The organism is Rhodobacter sp. SGA-6-6 (genome assembly GCF_011043545.1).
Classification (GTDB): Bacteria; Pseudomonadota; Alphaproteobacteria; order Rhodobacterales; family Rhodobacteraceae; genus Pseudogemmobacter.
In genome coordinates, this window is record NZ_JAAKGP010000003.1 from 39,966 (window position 1) to 55,257 (window position 15,292).

A 15,292-nucleotide genomic window follows, 5' to 3' on the forward strand; every position below is an offset into this window, starting at 1 on the left:
GTGTCAATGCAGGGAAATCACAAGGTCGGGTAGAGCGGGAACCTGGCGCAGAGCGCCTCGACCTCGGCCTTCACCTTGGCCTCGACCTCGTGGTTTCCGTCCTCGCCATGGGCGGCGAGACCATCGACGACCTCGACGATCCAGCGGGCGATCTGGCGGAACTCGGCCTCCTTGAAGCCGCGGGTGGTGCCCGCCGGGGTGCCGAGACGGATGCCGGAGGTGACGAAGGGCTTCTCCGGGTCGAAGGGCACGCCGTTCTTGTTGCAGGTCAGGTGGGCGCGGCCCAGGGCGGCCTCGGTCGCCTTGCCGGTCACCTTCTTCGGCCGCAGGTCGGCGAGGCAGAGGTGGTTGTCGGTGCCGCCCGACACGATGTCGATGCCGCCCTTCATCAGCTCGTCCGCCAGCGCTGCGGCGTTCTTCTTCACCTGCGCGGCATAGTCCTTGAACTCGGGCCGCAACGCCTCGCCGAAGGCCACGGCTTTCGCCGCGATGACGTGCATCAGCGGGCCGCCTTGCAGGCCCGGGAAGACGGCGGCGTTCATCTTCTTGGCGATGTCCTCGTCATTGGTCAGGATCATGCCGCCGCGGGGCCCGCGCAGGCTCTTGTGGGTGGTCGTGGTCACCACATGGGCATGCGGCAGCGGCGAGGCATGGACGCCGCCCGCCACCAGCCCGGCGATATGGGCCATGTCCACATGCAGATACGCCCCGATCTCGTCGGCGATGGCCCGGAACGCCGCCCAGTCCCATTCGCGCGAATAGGCGGTGCCGCCGGCCAGGATCAGCTTCGGCCGATGCTCCAGCGCCTTCTTGCGCACGTCGTCCATGTCCAGCCGCTGGTCCTGCTGGCGCACGCCGTAGGAGACCACGTTGAACCACTTGCCCGACATGTTCACCGGCGAGCCGTGGGTCAGGTGGCCGCCCGAGTTCAGGTCGAGGCCCATGAAGGTGTCGCCCGGCTTCAGAAGCGCCAGGAACACCGCCTGGTTCATCTGGCTGCCCGAGTTGGGCTGCACGTTGGCGAAACCGCAGTTGAACAGCTGCTTCGCCCGTTCGATCGCCAGGGTCTCGGCGATGTCGACGAACTGGCAGCCGCCGTAGTAGCGCTTGCCCGGATAGCCCTCGGCATATTTGTTGGTCAGGACCGAGCCCTGCGCCTCCATCACCGCCAGGCTGACGATGTTCTCGCTGGCGATCAATTCGATCTCGTGGCGCTGACGGCCAAGCTCGGACCGGACGGCGCCGAACAGCTCGGGGTCGCGGGAGGCAAGGGTTTCGGTGAAGAAGCCGGTGTCGCGGGCGGTCATGGGCAAATCCTTCGCGGTCCTGGAAAGGTGTCGGCTATTTACGGCATGGGTTCCCCTCGGGAAAGGGCGGAAAACGACAGGATTCGCGGCGGGCGCGAAACCTTTTCGCCATGGGGCGCGGCGAATGCGGGGGGTTGAGTTTGCCGGGGCCAGCGGCCAAGGTCGCGGCAGGAGGGGCAAGATGCGCCAGAAGATCAGATTCACCGCCAGCCGCGCCCCTGCCGCGGCGGAGGCGCTGGCCCGGCTGACCGCGCGCTACGGCCAGGTCGAGGCGCGGCGGGCCGATGTGATCGTGGCGCTCGGCGGCGACGGCTTCATGCTGCAGACGCTGCATTCGCAGCCGGCCCGCGACCTGCCGGTCTACGGCATGAACTGCGGCACCATCGGCTTCCTGATGAACGGCTTCTCCGAAGAGGCTTTGTGCGAGCGGCTGGCGGCGGCAGAGGAGACCGCGATCAACCCGCTGTCGATGCGAGCCGAGAATGCGAAGGGCCGGGTGACGGAGGCGCTGGCGATCAACGAGGTCTCGCTGTTGCGGCAGGGGCCGCAGGCGGCGAAGCTGCGGGTGCTGATCGACGGGCGCGAGCGGCTGGCGGAACTGGCCTGCGACGGCGCGCTGGTGGCGACGCCGGCCGGGTCCACCGCCTACAACTATTCGGCGCACGGGCCGATCCTGCCCATCGGCTCGGACGTGCTGGCGCTGACGGCGATGTCGGCCTTCCGCCCCCGGCGCTGGCGCGGCGCGGTGCTGCCGAAGTCGGCGGTGGTGCGCTTCGAGGTGCTGGAGGCCGAGAAGCGGCCTGTGATGGCCGATGCCGACAGCCGCTCCTCGGTCCGGGACGTGCTGTCGGTCGAGGTCAGATCGGTGCCCGACGTGACCCACCGGCTGCTGTTCGACCCCGGCCACGGGCTGGAGGAACGGCTGATCGGGGAACAGTTCATCTGAGCGGGAGTGGTGGGGTGGAACCCCACCCTACAGAGGGCTTCGGCGTAGGGTGGGGTTTTACCCCACCATCCTGCCGTCCTACCCCCGCTTCACCCCCCAGGCCTCCAGCTTGCGGTAGAGGGTCGACGGCGACACGTCCAGTTCCCGCGCCGCCAGCGGGACCGAGCCGCCGTTGCGGGCGATGGCGGCCTCGATCGCCTGCCGCTCGATCTGCGCCAGCGTCAGCCCGGGGGCGGGGGCGGGCGGGGCGGCGGCGTCCTGCGGCAGCGTTCCGACGGCAAGCCCGGCGGGCAGCATCGCCGGGGTGACCAGCCCGCCGTCGTTCAGCACCACCACGTTGCGGATGACGTTCAGCAGTTGCCGCACGTTCCCCGGCCAGGGCTGCGCCTGCAGGAAGGCCCGGGTCTCCGGCGCCAGGCCGGCGAAGTCCTTGCCCTCCTCGGCCGAGAAGCGGGCGAGCGCGGCCTCGGCGATCTCCACCACGTCGCCGCCGCGGTCGCGCAGGGGCGGCATGTGGACCGGCACGACATAGAGCCGGTAATAGAGGTCCTCGCGGAACAGCCCGCGGCGCACCTGGTCCAGCGGGTCGCGGTTGGTGGCGCAGATGATGCGCACGTCCACCCGCCGCGGCCGCACCGCGCCCACCGGCTGGATGGTCGAGGTCTGCAGGAAGCGCAGCAGCTTGGTCTGCAGGGGCAGCGCCATCTCGCAGATCTCGTCCAGGAACAATGTGCCGCCGTCCGCCGCCGCCGCCGCCCCCGGCTTGTCCGAGATGGCGCCGGTGAAGCTGCCCTTCATGTGGCCGAAGACCTCGGATTCCAGCAGGTCGGGCGGGATCGCGCCGCAGTTCAGCGCGATGAAGGGCCCGCCGGCGCGGGCCGAGCGGGAATGCACCGCCAGCGCCGCCAGTTCCTTGCCGGTGCCGCTTTCGCCGGTGATGAAGACGGTGGCCATCGACCGCGCCGCCTGGCCGACCACGCGGTGGATCCGCTCCATCGCCGCGGAGGAGCCGATGAAGACCGAGCGGTCGGAGAGATGCGGCTCGGGCTTGCGGCGGGGGGGCGTGTCGCGGCGGCCGCCGCGAGCCATCTCGTCGCCGGCGGCCTTGACCGCGGCCAGCAGGCGCTCCTCGCCGAAGGGCTTGACCAGCACGTCATGGGCGCCGGCGCGCATCGCCTCCACCGCGCGGGGGATGGTGCCGTTGTCGGTCATCGCCAGCACGAAGGTGTCGGGCAGCTCGGCCAGGATCAGGCCCATCAGTGCCAGACCATCGCTGTCGGGCAGGGCGAGGTCCAGCAGCACGATGCCGGGACGGTGGCGGCGGAAGGCGGCGATGCCCCCGGCGGCATCGGCGGCGGCGATCACCGGATGGCCCGAGGCCGACAGCACCGTGCGGCACAGCGCCTGCAGCGCGGGCGTGGCCTCGACCACAAGGACGGGCGGACGGGGCGTCATCCGCCCCCCGCCGGGGCGTTGCCGCCCCTCCGCCGTTTCCGATCCTGTGCCATCCCCGGGCCTCTTCCGTCGCGCGGCCAAGGTGCCACGGCCGGAAGGCGCAAGTCCAGCCTCAGGCCTTCGCCAGCCCCAGCGTCCGCAGCGCCTGGGTGATCTCGTCCAGGATGGCGGGGTCGTCGATGGTGGCGGGCATCTTCCAGTCCTGCCCGTCGGCGATCTTGACCATGGTGCCGCGCAGGATCTTGCCCGAGCGGGTCTTCGGCAGCCGGTTCACCACCACCGCGCGCTTGAAATCCGCCACCGGGCCGATCTTCTCGCGCATCAGCCGGACGCATTCCGCCACCACCTCGGAGGGCTCGCGGTTCGACCCGCGGTTGAGGCAGAGGAAGCCGAGCGGCGACTGCCCCTTCAGGGCGTCCGCCACGCCGATCACCGCGCATTCGGCCACGTCCTTGTGGCCGGCCAGCACCTCTTCCATCGCGCCGGTCGAAAGCCGGTGGCCGGCGACGTTGATCACGTCGTCGGTGCGCGCCATGATGTAGAGATAGCCGTCCTCGTCCATGTAGCCGGCATCGCCGGTCTCGTAATGGCCGGGGAAGTGGTCCAGGTAGGACTTGCGGAAGCGGTCGTCGGCCTTCCACAGCGTCGGCAGGGTGCCGGGCGGCAGCGGCAGCTTCACCGCGATGGCGCCCAGCGTGCCCGGCGGCACCGGATGGCCGCCCTCGTCCAGCACCTGCACGTCGTAGCCCGGCATCGGCACCGAGGGGCTGCCGATCTTCACCGGCAGCGGCTCGATCCCCATCGGGTTCGCCGCGATGGCCCAGCCGGTCTCGGTCTGCCACCAGTGGTCGATCACCGGCACCTTCAGGTGGCGCTGCGCCCAGAGGATGGTGTCGGGGTCCGCCCTTTCGCCCGCCAGATACAGCGTCTTCAGGGTCTTCATGTTGTATTCGCCGATGAACTCGCCCTCCGGGTCCTCGCGCTTGATGGCGCGCAGGGCGGTGGGGGCGGTGAACAGCGCCTTGACCTTGTTCTCGGAAACCACCCGCCAGAAGGTGCCGGCATCGGGGGTGCCGACCGGCTTGCCCTCGAAGACCACGGTGGTGCAGCCGGCCAGCAGCGGGCCATAGCAGATGTAGCTGTGGCCGACGACCCAGCCCACGTCCGAGGCCGCCCAGAACACGTCGCCCGGGCCGCAGTCGTAGACCGCGCGCATGGTCCACATCAGCGCGACCATATGGCCGCCGGTGGGGCGCACCACGCCCTTCGGCGTGCCGGTGGTGCCGGAGGTATAGAGGATATAGGCCGGGTGGTTGCCCTCAACCGGCACGCAATCGGCGGGCTCGACGCCATACTGGAAGGTGTGCCAGGCCACGTCGCGGCCTTCGACCAGCTTGGCCACTTCCTGCTCGCGCTGGAAGATCACACAGAAGTCGGGCTTGTGGCGGGCCATGTCGACGGCGGCGTCGAGCAGCGGCTTGTAATGGACGATCCGGTTCGGCTCGATCCCGCAGGAGGCGGCGATGATCGCCTTGGGCGTGCAGTCGTCGATGCGGACGGCCAGCTCGTTGGCCGCGAAGCCGCCGAAGACCACCGAATGGATGGCGCCGAGGCGGGCGCAGGCCAGCATCGCCTCCAGCGCCTCGGGGATCATCGGCATGTAGATGATCACCCGGTCGCCCTTGGTCACGCCCTTGGCCTTCAGCGCGCCGGCGAGGGAGGCGACGCGCGCCTGCAGTTCCTTGTAGGTGATGCCCTTTTTCAGATGCGTCACCGGGCTGTCGTGGATGATCGCCAGCTGGTTGCCGCGGCCCGCCAGCACATGGCGGTCCACCGCGTTCCAGCAGGTGTTGGCCATGCCGTCGGTGAACCATTCATAGAGCGGCGCGCGCGCGGCGTTCAGCGCCGTCTTCGGCTTCACCGTCCAGTCGATGGCGCCGGCGGCGTCCAGCCAGAATCCCTCGGGATCGGCCTGCCATTTCGCGTAGAGATCGGCGTAACCCATGCCGCAATCCTCCTCCTCAGCCCGAGGTCCTGTTACGGCAGGTCGCGGCGGCGACGCAACGCTGTTACCGGGAACAGCGTCGCCGCGCCGCAGGAAATTTGCAGAAATTATGGCTCGATGCTTGCTAATATTTGCAAACTCCGCGTGCTTGAGAAGCCGACCGCAACTTGCAGCGGGTTTTGCAAAGTCGCTGCCGCCGGCTGCAAAAAGACGCGCCGAGTGATTCTCTCTGGCCTCTGGCGCCTCCCTGGCGAAGGCCATCGCCTTCGCCACATCCCGACGCTTCCCCTTGTCCGGCCGGGTGCCCAAAGCACCCGGCCAGCGCCCGCCCCGCCCTCGGCGGGCGCTTCTCGCCCGCCGGGTCGGGCGCTGGCCTCTCGGGGTCTCGTGCCGCCACCGTCTCCGGTTGATGCGTTGTGCACGGGCGGGGGCGAGGCAGTGCCTCGCCTTCTCCCGCCCGGACCGGGCGTTTCGCTTTCTCAGCTGTAATGCGCCACCGGCGTGCCGGCGATGGCGGACATGTTCAGCAGCCCCCGCGCGGTGATCGAGGGGGTCACGATATGCGCGCGGTTGCCCATGCCCATCAGGATCGGCCCGACCTCCAGCCCGCCCGCCCTCATCTTCAGCATGTTGCGCGCGGTGTTCGCGGCATCGGTATAGGCGAAGACCAGCACGTTGGCCGCGCCCTCCATCCGCGAGTTGGGGAAGATCCGCGCCCGCAGCTCGGGGTCCAGCGCGGCATCGGCGCTCATCTCGCCCTCGTAGTCGAAATTCGCCTCGCGCGCGTCCAGCAGCTCCAGCGCCGCCCGCATCCGCCGGCCGGAATCGCTGTCGAGGTTGCCGAAGTTGGAATGGCTGCACAGGGCCACCTTGGGCGTCACGCCGAAGCGGCGGACATGGCGGACCGCGCCGCAGACGGTCTCGGCGATCTGCTCGGGCGTCGGCACCGCGTTGACATGGGTGTCGGCGACGAAGAGCGGCCCATCCTCCTGGATCATCAGCGACAGCGCGCCATGCGGCCGCAGCCCGTCGCGCGCCAGCACCTGGCGGACGTAGTTCAGGTGCCAGAGATATTGCCCGAAGGTGCCGCAGATCAGGCTGTCGGCATCGCCGCGGTGCACGGCGATGGCGCCGATGGCGGTGGCGTTGGTGCGCAGCACCGCGCGGGCCACGTCGGGGGTGATGCCGCGGCGTTCCATCAACTGGTGGTAGGTCTGCCAGTAGTCGCGGTAGCGGTGGTCGCTTTCGGGGTTCACGATCTCGAAGTCGCGGTCGGGGCGGATCGGCAAGCCGGCGCGTTCCGCCCGCATGGCGATGACCTCGGGGCGGCCGATCAGGATCGGCTTGTCGGTCATCTCCTCCAGCATCGCATTGGCGGCGCGCAGCACCCGCTCGTCCTCGCCCTCGGCGAAGATGATGCGGCGGGTGGCCTGGCGGGCGGCCTCGAACACCGGGCGCATGATCAGCGCGGACTTGAAGACCGATCCGTCCAGCTTGGCGCGATAGGCATCCAGGTCGGCGATGGGGCGGGTGGCGACGCCGGTCTCCATCGCCGCGCGGGCGACGGCGCTGGCGACCACGCCGATCAGCCGCGGGTCGAAGGGCTTCGGGATCAGGTAGTCGGGGCCGAAGGTGAGCCTTTCGCCGCGGTAGGCGGCGGCGGCCTCGGCGCTGGTGGTGGCGCGGGCCAGCGCGGCGATGCCCTCGATGCAGGCCAGTTCCATCTCCTTGTTGATGGTGGTCGCCCCCACGTCCAGCGCGCCGCGGAAGATGAAGGGGAAGCAGAGGACGTTGTTGACCTGGTTGGGGAAATCGCTGCGGCCGGTGGCGATGATCGCGCCGGGGGCGATGCTGCGCACCTCGTCGGGCAGGATTTCCGGGGTGGGGTTGGCCAGCGCGAAGACGATCGGGTCCTTCGCCATCTTCGCCACCATCGCGGGCGTCAGCACCCCGGGGCCGGAGAGGCCCAGGAACAGGTCCGCCCCGCCGATCACATCGTCCAGCGTGGCGGGGGCCGACCCTTGGGCGAAAGCCTCCTTCTGCGGCGTCATCTGGCTGGTGCGGCCGTTGTAGACCAGCCCGTCGAGGTCGCAGAGCCAGACGTTCTCGCGCTTCACCCCCAGCTTCACCAGCATCTCCAGGCAGGCGATGCCGGCCGCGCCGCCGCCGGTGGAGACCACCTTGATGCTGTCGAAGCGCTTGCCGGCGACATGCAGCGCATTGGTCGCCGCCGCGCCGACGACGATGGCGGTGCCGTGCTGGTCGTCGTGGAAGACCGGGATGTTCATCTTCTCGCGGCACAATTGTTCAACGATGAAACAATCCGGCGCCTTGATGTCTTCCAGGTTGATGGCGCCGAAGGTCGGCTCCAGCGCGCAGACGATCTCGGCCAGCTTCACCGGGTCGGATTCGTTCAGCTCGATGTCGAAGCAGTCGATGTTGGCGAATTTCTTGAACAGGACCGCCTTGCCCTCCATCACCGGCTTCGAGGCCAGCGCGCCGATGTTGCCGAGGCCGAGGACCGCGGTGCCATTCGTGACCACGGCGACGAGGTTGCCGCGGCTGGTGTAGCGGCTGGCGGTGGCGGGATCAGCCTTGATTTCAAGGCAGGCCTCGGCCACGCCGGGGCTGTAGGCGCGGGCGAGGTCGCGGCCGTTGGCCAAGGGCTTGGTGGCGCGGATCTCCAGTTTCCCGGGCTTGGGGAATTCGTGGTAATCCAGCGCCGCCTTGCGCGCCGTCTGCTTCGCATCGTCCGGGCGCCCGTCCTGCCGCTCTTCCGCCATGCCATCCTCCCTGAGATGGTTCACCGCTAAACCATTTCGCATCACCGGCCAAGCCGCCTGCGCGCGCAACAGCTTTCGCCGCTGGTTGCAAATCCGCCGGCCGGGACGATCTGACCATGGGCGCTGCCGCAGGCCAAGGGGGTATGGCGAAACATGAAGTATTCTGATTTTTTGAGTTTATCGCGGGTGTATGCTGATAATGCGGAAATATGTCCGAAATACTCGTTGACATGATCTATAAAAGTATACTTTTAGATATGGCGTTTCCTTCCTCTCCCGCACCCCATGTCCCGCAGCAGCCACCGCCAGCGCATCCATGACGAAATCCGCGCCCGGCTGCTGGCCGGCGAGATCGGGCCGGAGGACCGGCTGGTCGATCACGTCCTCGCTGCCGGCATGGGCGTGTCGCGGATGCCGGTGCGCGAGGCGCTGCTGCAGCTGACGCACGAGGGTTATCTCGACAGCACCAGCCGCGGCTTCGCGCTGCCCTCGCTGTCGCCGCAGCGGGTGGCCGAGGTCTTCACCCTGCGCAAGCTGCTGGAACCCCATGCCGCCGCCCTGGCCGCGCAGGCCCGCGACCCGCAACGCTTGCAGGAGATGCGGGCGGCGCTGGAGGCGCTGGCCGCGGCGCAGGGCCGGGGCGATGTCGCCGCCTTCCACCGCGCCGCCGAGAGCTTCCGCAACGCCTGGCTGGCCGCCGTGCCGAATGCCGAGCTGCGCGGCGCGATCCAGCGCTATTCGGCGCAGGTGCAGCAGGTGCGCTTCGCCACCATGGCGGATGCCGCCGCCCGCGCCACCATCGCCCGCGGTCTCGCCGTGCTGCTGGCCGCCTTCGAGAAGGGCGACGCGCTGGCCGCCGCCGACCGGATGCAGCGCTTCGTCCACGATGCCGAGGCCGCCCATGCCGGCTTTGCCGCCGAACCCGTTCCCACCCGGAGAGCAAGATGACCGAGACCAGAGCCGAAATCCGCCTGCCGACGCAGGAACTGCGTGCCGACCTGCCGTTCTACATGAAGCAGCTGGGGTTCCGGCTGGACATGATCTACCCCGCCGACGACCCGCAGATCGCGGTGCTGTCGGGCCATGGGCTGCGGCTCAGGATCGAGAAGGGCGCGGCCGAGGCGCCCGGCACCATCCGCATCCTGACCGACGACCCGGGCTTCGCCGGCGGTGCCCGCAGCCTGACTGCCCCGAACGGCACAAGGGTGGAAATCGACGAGCTGAACCCGCCGGTGATCACCCCCGCCACCGAACACGCCTTCGTCGTCCGCCGCCTGGCTGACCAGGCGCCCTGGGTGATCGGCCGGGCCGGGATGGAATACCGCGACCTGATCCCCACCCGGCTGGGCGGCGCGATGATCGCCAGCCACATCCGGGTGCCGGACGGCCCGGTGCCGGACATGGTGCATTACCACAAGGTCGGCTTCCAGCTGATCTTCTGCGTCGCCGGCTGGGTCGACGTGCTTTACGAGGATCAGGGCGATGTCCGCCGCATCCATGCCGGCGACTGCTTCATCCAGCCGCCCGGCATCCGCCACAAGGTGCTGCATTCCGAAGGCGTGCAGGTCGTGGAGATCGGCGTCCCGGCCGAGCATGTGACCGAGATCGACCACGAGATGAAGCTGCCGACCCCGCACTACCGGCCGGATAGGGAATGGGACGGGCAGAGGTTCGTCCACAACATCGGCCGCGACGGCGTCTTCGCCCCCTTCCGCATCCCCGGCTTCGAGGCGCGCGACACCACCATCCATGCGGCGACGAAGGGCGTGGCCTCGGTCATGGTGGCGCGGCCGGCGGGCGGCGGTGCGCCGTGGACGAAGCACCACGGCGACATCCTCTTCACCTTCGTGATGAAGGGCGGCATGGTGCTGGAGGGCGAGGGGAAAGACCCGTTCCGGCTGGAACCCGGCGACGCCTTCGTCATCCCGCCGGGCATGGCGACGCGCTATTCCGAACCCTCGGCGGACGTGGAACTGCTGGAGGTCTCGCTGCCCGGCAACCCGGAGACCGAGGTTCTCTGACCGCTCGTCCTGCGCCTTCGGCTTCTCCTCGCGCCGTCCCTGCGAAGACGGGCCGAAGGCGCCGGATGAGCGGCTGGCTTGCGCTGCGTCCCTTGCGGGGCCATTCTTGCCCAAAGGATCGGCAGGAGGCGCGCATGGATCTGGTCAAGGCGGCGGCGGAGGTCCGGGAACATGCCTGGGCGCCCTATTCCCGCTTCAAGGTCGGCGCGGCGATCCGTGCCGCCAGCGGGACGGTCTACCTCGGCTGCAATGTCGAGAATGTCGCCTACCCCGAGGGCACCTGCGCCGAGGCGGGCGCCATCGCCGCCATGGTGGCGGGTGGCGACACCGTGATCGAGGAGATCGCCGTCATCGCCGACAGCCCCGAACCCGTGCCCTGCTGCGGCGGCTGCCGCCAGAAGATCGCCGAATTCGCCGATGGGGACGTGAAGGTCACCCTCGCCACCACCGAAGGCAAGACCCGGACCCTGACCGTGGCCGAACTGCTGCCCGGCGTCTTCTCGGCCGCCCATATGGACCGCGCCTGAATGGCCGCGCTCATGGACGCGCGCAGGATCATCGCCGCCATCCGCGACGGCGGGCAGCCCGCGCCGGACGAAATCGCCTGGTTCGCCGCGGGCATCGCCTCCGGCCAGGTGACGGATGCGCAGGCCGGGGCCTTCGCCATGGCGGTGCTGCTGAAAGGCCTGGGCGAGGAGGGCCGCGTCGCCCTGACCCGGGCGATGCGCGACAGCGGACGGGTGCTGGCCTGGGACCTGCCCGGCCCGGTGGTGGACAAGCATTCCACCGGCGGCATCGGCGATTGCATCTCGCTGCTTCTCGCCCCGGCGCTGGCGGTCTGCGGCGCCTATGTGCCGATGATCTCGGGCCGCGGATTGGGCCATACCGGCGGCACGCTGGACAAGCTGGAGGCGATCCCCGGCTTCCGCACCGGGCTGGATGAGGCGGCGATGCGGGTGCAGGTCCGCGACCTCGGCTGCGCCATCGTGGCGGCCAGCGCCGACCTCGCCCCCGCCGACAAGCGGCTCTATGCCATCCGCGATGTCACCGGCACGGTGGAAAGCGTGGACCTGATCACGGCGTCCATCCTGTCGAAGAAGCTGGCGGCGGGGCTGGAGGCACTGGTGCTGGACGTGAAATACGGCTCCGGCGCCTTCATGAAGACGCCCGAGCGGGCCGAGGAACTGGCCCGGGCGCTGGTCGCCACCGCGCAGGGGGCGGGCTGCATGACCTCGGCCCTGATCACCGACATGACCCAGCCGCTGGCCACCGCGGCGGGCAATGCGCTGGAGGTGATCGAGGTGATGGAGACGCTGACCGGCACTTCGGTCAACACCGCGCTCTGGGACCTGACCGCCGCCCTGGGGGGCGAGGTGCTGGCGCTGGCGGGGCTGGCGGCGGATGCGGCCGATGGCGAGGGGCGGATCGTGCAGGCGCTGGAATCCGGCGCGGCGGCGGAGCGCTTCGGCGAGATGGTGGCGGCGCAGGGCGGGCCGGCGGATTTCGTCGACCGCTGGCCCGACCGCCTGCCCTCCGCCCCGGTGATGATGGAGGTGCCGGCGCTGGCGGACGGCTTCGTCACCGCCATCGATGGCGAGGCGCTCGGCCATGCCGTGGTCCATCTCGGCGGCGGCCGGCTGCGCGAGGGCGACCGGGTGAACCCCTCGGTCGGCCTGTCCGATCTGGCGGGCCTGGGCGAGGAGGCGGGCGAGGGCGTGCCGCTGGCCATGGTCCATGCCGCCAGCGAGGAGGCGGCAAGGGCCGCGGTGCAGGCGGTGCAGGCGGCCTATCGCATCGGCGCCGCGGCGCCGGAGGAACCCGACCTGGTGTTGAAGAGGATTGCCTGAGATGGCGCGCGCCTTCCTGATCGTGATGGATTCCGTCGGCGCCGGCGGCGCGCCGGATGCCGCAAGTTTCGGCGACGAAGGGGCCTGCACTCTGGGCCATATCGCCGCCGAATGCGCCGCGGGCCGGGCGGAACAGGGCCGCTCCGGGCCGCTGCGGATGCCCCATCTGGATGCGCTGGGGCTGGGGGAGGCGGTGCGGCTGGCCTCCGGCGCGGCGATGGAGGGGTTTTCCGCCGTGCCCTCGGGCCTCTGGGGCACGGTGCAGGAAGTGTCGCGCGGCAAGGACACGCCTTCCGGCCACTGGGAACTGGCGGGCGTGCCGGTGCCCTGGGACTGGACCTATTTCCCCGACACCGTGCCCGCCTTCCCGCCCGATCTGGTGGCCGAGGTCTGCCGGCTGGCCGGGACCGAGGGCATCCTCGGCAATTGCCATGCCTCCGGCGTGCCGATCATCGAGGAGCATTGCGCCGAGCACCTGCGGACCGGCTGGCCGATCTGCTACACCTCGGCCGATTCCGTGTTCCAGATCGCCGCGCATGAAGAGGCCTTCGGGCTGGAGCGGCTGCTGAAGCTCTGCGCCGACCTTGCGCCCTGGCTGCACGCGATGAAGGTGGGCCGGGTTATCGCCCGCCCCTTCATCGGCGGCCCGGGCAATTTCAAGCGCACCGCCAACCGCCGCGACTTCGCCATCGCCCCGCCTGCGCCGACGCTGCTGGACTGGGTGGCGGGGGCCGGGCGGGCGACCCATGGCATCGGCAAGATCGGCGACATCTTCTCGATGCGCGGGGTGGGCAAGCTGTGGAAGGGCAAGTCCGACGCCGACCTTTTCGAACATCTTATGCGGCTGGGGGCCGAGGCGGAGGAGGGTTCCTTGACCTTTGCCAACTTCGTCGAATTCGACACTCTCTACGGCCATCCCCGCGACGTGGCGGGCTACGCCCGCGCGCTGGAATGGTTCGACGCCGCCGTGCCGCGGTTCTTGGCCACGCTCCGCCCCGGCGATCTGGCGCTCTTCACCGCCGACCACGGCAACGACCCGACCTGGAGCGGGACGGATCATACCCGCGAGCGGGTGCCGGTAGTGGGCCGGGGTGTCGGGGCGAAGGCGGTGGGGGTGCGCGGCTTCGTCGATGTCGGGGCCTCGGTCGCCGCGCATCTGGAGGTGGCGGCGCAGGGGCCGGGGCGGTCGTTCCTGTGACCGACGGCGGACCGGGGGCCAGCCCCCGGACCCCCGGGATATTTATGGACAGATGAAATCAGGAGTGTTCCTTGCGTGAACTGCCGAAGGTCGAGCTGCATCTGCATCTGGAAGGCGCCGCGCCGCCCGGCTTCATCCGCGGGCTGGCGGCGGAGAAGAAGGTGGACCTGTCGGGCATCTTCGATGAACGGGGCCATTACCGCTACCGCGATTTCCCGGATTTCCTCAAGGTCTACGAGGCGGCGACCTCGGTGCTGCACTCGCCCGAGGACTACCGCCGCCTGACCCTTGCCGTGCTGGAAGAAAGCGCCGCCCATGGCGTGGTCTATGGCGAGACCTTCCTCAGCCCCGATTTCTGCGGCGGCCGAGATGTCGGGGCCTGGCGGGAATACCTGCACGCCATAAGCGAGGCGGCGGCGGAGGCCGAGCGGGTCATGGGCATCACCCTGCGCGGCATCGTCACCTGCATCCGCCATTTCGGCCCCGAGAAGGCGCGCGAGACCGCGCTTTGCGCGGCGGAAACCGCAGGCGACTGGCTGACCGGCTTCGGCATCGCCGGGGACGAGAAGATGCTGGCCCCGAAGGATTTCCTCTGGGCCTTCGACTGCGCCCGCGAGGCCGGGCTGCGGATCACCGCCCATTCCGGCGAATGGGGCGGGCCGGAGACCATTCGCGACACCCTGCGGGTGCTGGACCCCGAGCGCCTCGGCCATGGCGTCCGCGCTATCGAGGACCTGGCGCTGGTGGACGACCTGGCCGAGCGCGGCACGGTGCTGGAGGTCTGCCCGGGGTCGAACGTGGCGCTCGGCCTCTACCCCTCCTTCCGGGCGCATCCGATCCATGACCTGGACCGTCGGGGCGTGAAGGTGACCATCTCCACCGACGACCCGCCGTTCTTCCACACCACCATGACCCGGGAATACGAGGAACTGCACCGCGCCTTCGACTGGGACGAGGGGCAATTCCGGCGCATCGCCCGCCAGTCGCTTGACGCGGCCTTCTGCGACGCCGATACGAAGGCGAGGATCGCCAAGCTGCTGGAGGGCTGAATGCTGGACCACCTGACCGTCGTTTCGCACCCGCTGGTCCAGCACAAGCTGACGCTGATGCGGGAGAAGGACACCTCCACCGCCAGCTTCCGCAAGCTGCTGCGGGAGATTTCCCTGCTGCTGGCCTATGAGGTCACCCGCGAGCTGCCGATGACCACCAAGCGGATCGAGACGCCGCTGGAGGAAATGGACGCCCCCACCATCGACGGCAAGAAGCTGGCGCTGATCTCGATCCTGCGGGCGGGCAACGGACTGCTGGACGGCATCCTGGAGCTGATCCCGGCGGCGCGCGTCGGCTTCGTCGGCCTCTACCGCGACCCCGAGACGCTGCAGCCGGTGCAATACTACTGCAAGCTGCCCGAGCAGATGGAGGACCGGCTGGCCATCGTGGTCGATCCGATGCTGGCCACCGGAAATTCCAGCGCCGCGGCGGTCTCGCTTCTGAAACAATCCGGGGCGAAGGAAATCCGCTTCCTCTGCCTCTTGGCCGCGCCCGAGGGCATCGCCCGGATGAAGGAGGCGCACCCCGACGTGCCCATCGTCACCGCGGCGGTGGACAGCCACCTGAACGACCACGGATACATCGTTCCGGGACTAGGGGATGCGGGTGACCGCATGTTCGGCACGAAATAAAGGGGGTTTCCCCTTTACTCGGAAACAGTCTTGTTCCAATACTTCCCC

The 15,292-nt window shown here is 69.5% G+C and carries 12 protein-coding genes; 8 read left to right on the forward strand and 4 right to left on the reverse strand.

Annotation, left to right across the window (positions count from 1 at the left end; translation table 11 throughout):
• Nucleotides 1-17: 17 nt before the first annotated feature.
• Nucleotides 18-1,307, reverse strand: coding sequence for a serine hydroxymethyltransferase (gene glyA, locus G5B31_RS06595; protein ID WP_165014997.1), 1,290 nt, complete (start codon nucleotides 1,305-1,307; stop codon nucleotides 18-20).
• 181 nt (nucleotides 1,308-1,488) lie between these two features.
• Here glyA and G5B31_RS06600 point away from each other — a divergent pair, with 181 nt between their 5' ends.
• Nucleotides 1,489-2,253 (forward strand): NAD kinase, encoded by a 765-nt coding sequence (locus tag G5B31_RS06600; protein ID WP_165015000.1) that lies wholly within the window; start codon nucleotides 1,489-1,491, stop codon nucleotides 2,251-2,253.
• A gap of 78 nt (nucleotides 2,254-2,331) precedes the next feature.
• Here the strand turns inward: G5B31_RS06600 and G5B31_RS06605 are convergent, their stop codons facing one another.
• The 3 genes from G5B31_RS06605 to G5B31_RS06615 all read right to left on the reverse strand — a co-directional run bounded on the left by G5B31_RS06605 (nucleotide 2,332) and on the right by G5B31_RS06615 (nucleotide 8,496).
• The gene (locus G5B31_RS06605; RefSeq protein ID WP_165015003.1) at nucleotides 2,332-3,708 is read right to left on the reverse strand and encodes a sigma-54 dependent transcriptional regulator; all 1,377 of its coding nucleotides are present in this window, start codon (nucleotides 3,706-3,708) and stop codon (nucleotides 2,332-2,334) included.
• Nucleotides 3,709-3,820: 112 nt separating this feature from the next.
• Nucleotides 3,821-5,713, reverse strand: coding sequence for a propionyl-CoA synthetase (locus G5B31_RS06610; protein ID WP_165015006.1), 1,893 nt, complete (start codon nucleotides 5,711-5,713; stop codon nucleotides 3,821-3,823).
• A 479-nt stretch (nucleotides 5,714-6,192) separates the two neighbouring features.
• Entirely contained in the window at nucleotides 6,193-8,496 is a 2,304-nt protein-coding gene (locus tag G5B31_RS06615) for an NADP-dependent malic enzyme (RefSeq protein WP_165015009.1), read from the reverse strand.
• A gap of 285 nt (nucleotides 8,497-8,781) precedes the next feature.
• Between G5B31_RS06615 and G5B31_RS06620 the strand changes: the two genes are divergently transcribed.
• The 7 genes from G5B31_RS06620 to upp all read left to right on the forward strand — a co-directional run bounded on the left by G5B31_RS06620 (nucleotide 8,782) and on the right by upp (nucleotide 15,244).
• On the forward strand, nucleotides 8,782-9,444 hold the full coding sequence (locus tag G5B31_RS06620; RefSeq protein WP_165015012.1) for a GntR family transcriptional regulator: 663 nt from the start codon (nucleotides 8,782-8,784) through the stop codon (nucleotides 9,442-9,444).
• Nucleotides 9,441-10,517, forward strand: coding sequence for a cupin domain-containing protein (locus G5B31_RS06625; protein ID WP_165015015.1), 1,077 nt, complete (start codon nucleotides 9,441-9,443; stop codon nucleotides 10,515-10,517). The genes G5B31_RS06620 and G5B31_RS06625 overlap by 4 nt, the downstream gene beginning before the upstream one ends.
• A gap of 134 nt (nucleotides 10,518-10,651) precedes the next feature.
• Complete coding sequence (locus tag G5B31_RS06630; RefSeq protein ID WP_165015018.1) at nucleotides 10,652-11,044, forward strand: cytidine deaminase; 393 nt, start codon at nucleotides 10,652-10,654, stop codon at nucleotides 11,042-11,044.
• A 12-nt stretch (nucleotides 11,045-11,056) separates the two neighbouring features.
• On the forward strand, nucleotides 11,057-12,364 hold the full coding sequence (locus G5B31_RS06635; protein ID WP_165016248.1) for a thymidine phosphorylase: 1,308 nt from the start codon (nucleotides 11,057-11,059) through the stop codon (nucleotides 12,362-12,364).
• Between the two features lies 1 nt (nucleotide 12,365).
• Nucleotides 12,366-13,562, forward strand: a complete 1,197-nt coding sequence (locus G5B31_RS06640) for a phosphopentomutase (RefSeq protein WP_165015021.1) — start codon at nucleotides 12,366-12,368, stop codon at nucleotides 13,560-13,562.
• A gap of 71 nt (nucleotides 13,563-13,633) precedes the next feature.
• The gene (locus G5B31_RS06645) at nucleotides 13,634-14,611 is read left to right on the forward strand and encodes an adenosine deaminase (RefSeq protein WP_165015024.1); all 978 of its coding nucleotides are present in this window, start codon (nucleotides 13,634-13,636) and stop codon (nucleotides 14,609-14,611) included.
• A complete protein-coding gene (gene upp / locus G5B31_RS06650) occupies nucleotides 14,612-15,244 on the forward strand; it encodes a uracil phosphoribosyltransferase (RefSeq protein ID WP_165015027.1) in 633 nt (210 codons plus the stop codon).
• Nucleotides 15,245-15,292 lie beyond the last annotated feature (48 nt).